This is a genomic window from Dehalococcoidia bacterium (genome assembly GCA_021295915.1).
Lineage (GTDB): Bacteria > Chloroflexota > Dehalococcoidia > Lucifugimonadales > UBA1123 > VXRN01.
In genome coordinates, this window is the sequence record JAGWBK010000087.1 from 1 (window position 1) to 3,115 (window position 3,115).

The following is a 3,115-nucleotide window of genomic DNA, read 5'->3' on the forward strand; positions in this document are numbered from 1 at the left end:
GCGCAAGCACAATCCGGCGCGCTATGAATTGGTGCATCTCCTACCCCACTTCCCTTCCAGTCTCCAACACCTTCTGGGTCGCCATTATATATCATGGGCACACAAATCACTCGTGGATTACCACTCAAGGAACAAGGCTGGTGCTGGCTGCCACAAACAGTCCTCCAAGAGGGATGTTCGTGCTACGGGCCGGCAGTCGGAATCGCGACATACAGGGACGCTGTCATGTCCGATGGTGAAACAAGACGTCGTCCATCAGCGAGGTCTCTTGGTCCGGCCAAGTGGCCCTATTCGCGCTGCGTCCGGCTCTCCAGGTAGAGCGGAGCGAGCATCCCGTCGACTGGCACGAAGTCGTCGGTCAGCACCACCTTGCGCTCGTCCGCGAACCACGACGCGAACGTGTCCTCGGGCATGAACTGGGTTACCGGGGTTATTCTACCCTCGAACATGTTGGCACTCGTCACCTGGGCCGCGACGATAGGCACCATCGACGCCGCTACGATGAACGTGTACCGGTCATCGCTGTCCCACCTGGAGTCGTCCCGCATGACGTACACGTGAGGGAACACACGCTGAAGAGTGTGTACGACCGACCGCAGGAAGCGGCCGGAGTACATCTTGTCCACCACGTTGATCGCATAGATGCCGTCGTCAGACAACAGCTCGCGCACCATCTCGTTGAACTCAAGAGTGGTCAGGTGGTACGGCACCGACACGTCGTTGAAGGCGTCTCCGACCACAAACTCGTACTTGCCCTTCTGCAGCTTCTGCAGCCTGGTCCGGGCGTCTTCCGTGTAGGTGATTATGCTCGTATCGAGCGGCAGGGCCAGGTACTCGTGAGCAACCTCTGTGACCTCCGGATCTATTTCCACGACCTCCAGGTTCGTCTTGGGAAACTTCGTCTCCATGAACTTGGGCATAGTGTAGCCCCCGCCGCCTATGAACAGCGTGTCGGCATCAGGATCGTTGTGAGCGACCATGGTGGCGAGGTCGCCGAAGACCTTTTCGTACGAGTAGTGCAGGAATAGCGGATCGTCGGTGTCGACGTAGCTGTGGACGAGCGCGTCCAGGTAGAGGACCCGTACCTCCCGGTCCTCGATGTCGCGGGCCCTTACCTTAATGCAGTAGTAGTTGCTCTCCCTGTTGCAATCGCTTTCCAGTCCCTGTCCGACGATGCTCACGGCGATAATCGCAACGAAGGCTACTCCTAGAACCGCGCTGGCGATTCGTACCCGCCACAGGTTCCCAAACGCAATCGCCATCGCTATCAGAACCAGCGAGACGATCAGGATGACCAGTCTCGTACCGAATAGCTGCACCAGCACGAACCCGGTGAGAAACGTCCCCAGGATGCTGCCGGCAGTGGAGACAGCGTACATCTTGCCCACCACGTTGCCGGTCTCGGCGAGGTCGGCCAGGCGCAGCTTGATAACCACGGGCGTCACCATGCCCAGAATGACGGCCGGGACCAGGAACAGCACGACGGTCAGCAGCACAATGCGCGGCATGATCGGAAGGACCAGGAACCTGTCGGACACCAGGTGTTCCACTGGCAGTATTCCGAGGCTCGCGACTCCGCCCGCGAACAGAATCAGGCCCACCGTGGACGGCGACGGGTACCTGTCTGCTACCCTGCCGCCGACGTAGTTGCCGACGCTGATCCCGGCGAGCACGATGCCTATGATGCTCGTCCAGGTGTAGAGCGACACACCGATCGTCGGGGCAAGGATACGCCCGGCGACGATCTCGATGATGAGCGTGCACCCGCTGGCGGTGAACACGATCACGTATGGTTTCAGGGACCTTAATAGGGCAATCAAACTGACCCTCCAACGGGCATCCTATCCTGCGAGACCGATTGCCTCAACTGCAGCCGCACATCGCAGGCAGCACAGGGGACGAGGTTCATGCTGACTACACACCACGAAGTCATCAATGGTCGTCCTGGCAAGATGGGAGTACGATCTATGATGTACCACTCGCGATGGAGGGACCGGAATTGACTGGCGTAAAAGTAACAGAGAGCAGCATGGCTGTGTCTTCCAACGGTACGGAAGTCACCACGTTCCTGGTGGAGCCGGACGATGCCGTAGCGCTGATGGTATTGGGCCATGGCTCCGGTACACCGGCGCACTACCCTCTCATGGTGGAGATGGCTGAAGCGCTTGCCGATCAGCGAATCGCGACCTTTCGGTATAACTTTCCATACAGTGAGGGCATGACTTCCTACGACCCGAATGAGATAGACACACTGGACGTCCTCCTCGCGACCACACGGACGGCCAGGGCCGCTGCCGGGTCGCTGTCGCTTGACCTGCCGCTGTTTTTCGGCGGGCGCTCCATGAGCAGCCAGGTCGTATCTCTCGCCATGTCGCAGGAGCACTGGTCTGACATTCACGGCGTGGCGTTGTATGTTTTCCCCATGCGCTGGCAAGTGCTGCTTGAGGACACCGTCGGTCATCTCCCGCAGGTCCCGGCGCCGATGCTGTTCGTCCAGGGTGGCCGCGATGAGGAATACGCCAACGTTCAGGAGCTTCAGACCGTCCTGGACAACCTGGATGGCCGCGCAAGCCTGCACGTTGTTGAGGGTGCAGACCACGACTACGATCTGCCGCCCGAGTCAGGGAGGACGAGGTCGGACGCCCTGAAAGAGGTGGCTGCTGTCACGGCCAAATGGGTCCAGAACACACTCAGATAAGGGAGGTGCACTATCGAAATCGAAAGCAGTGAGAACAGAGTCCAGTGGGTGTACGCCTCGGAGAACAATCAACAGCTCGAGGAGCGGTACGACCAGTGGGCTAAAGAATACGATGAAGACCTGGAGTCGGACTTCGGGTATGTCATGCCCAGGATTGCGGCGGAGACGTTCCAGCAGTTCGTTCCCACGGAGTCGAAAGTGCTGGACGCTGGAGCGGGTACCGGGATGGTCGGAGTCGAGCTGAACCGCCTGGGGTTCACGAACATCGATGCGATGGACATGTCCCAGGGTATGCTGGACGAGGCGGACCGCAAGGGAGTCTACAGCAATTTCTACCAGATGGTCATGGGTGAACCCCTCGATATGGACACCGGCAGCTACGACGCCGTCATCGGCGTCGGTGTTCTGACCCTGGGT

At 59.4% G+C, this 3,115-nt stretch carries 3 protein-coding genes; 2 read left to right on the plus strand and 1 reads right to left on the minus strand.

Going from position 1 to position 3,115, the window contains the following annotated elements:
• Positions 1–287: 287 nt before the first annotated feature.
• Positions 288–1,820, minus strand: a complete 1,533-nt coding sequence (locus J4G14_15110; GenBank protein MCE2459117.1) for a fused MFS/spermidine synthase — start codon at positions 1,818–1,820, stop codon at positions 288–290.
• Between the two features lie 179 nt (positions 1,821–1,999).
• Between J4G14_15110 and J4G14_15115 the strand changes: the two genes are divergently transcribed.
• On the plus strand, positions 2,000–2,698 hold the full coding sequence (locus J4G14_15115) for a hypothetical protein (GenBank protein ID MCE2459118.1): 699 nt from the start codon (positions 2,000–2,002) through the stop codon (positions 2,696–2,698).
• Positions 2,699–2,746: 48 nt separating this feature from the next.
• A partial coding sequence (locus J4G14_15120) for a class I SAM-dependent methyltransferase (protein MCE2459119.1) occupies positions 2,747–3,115 on the plus strand: 369 nt, incomplete at its 3' end.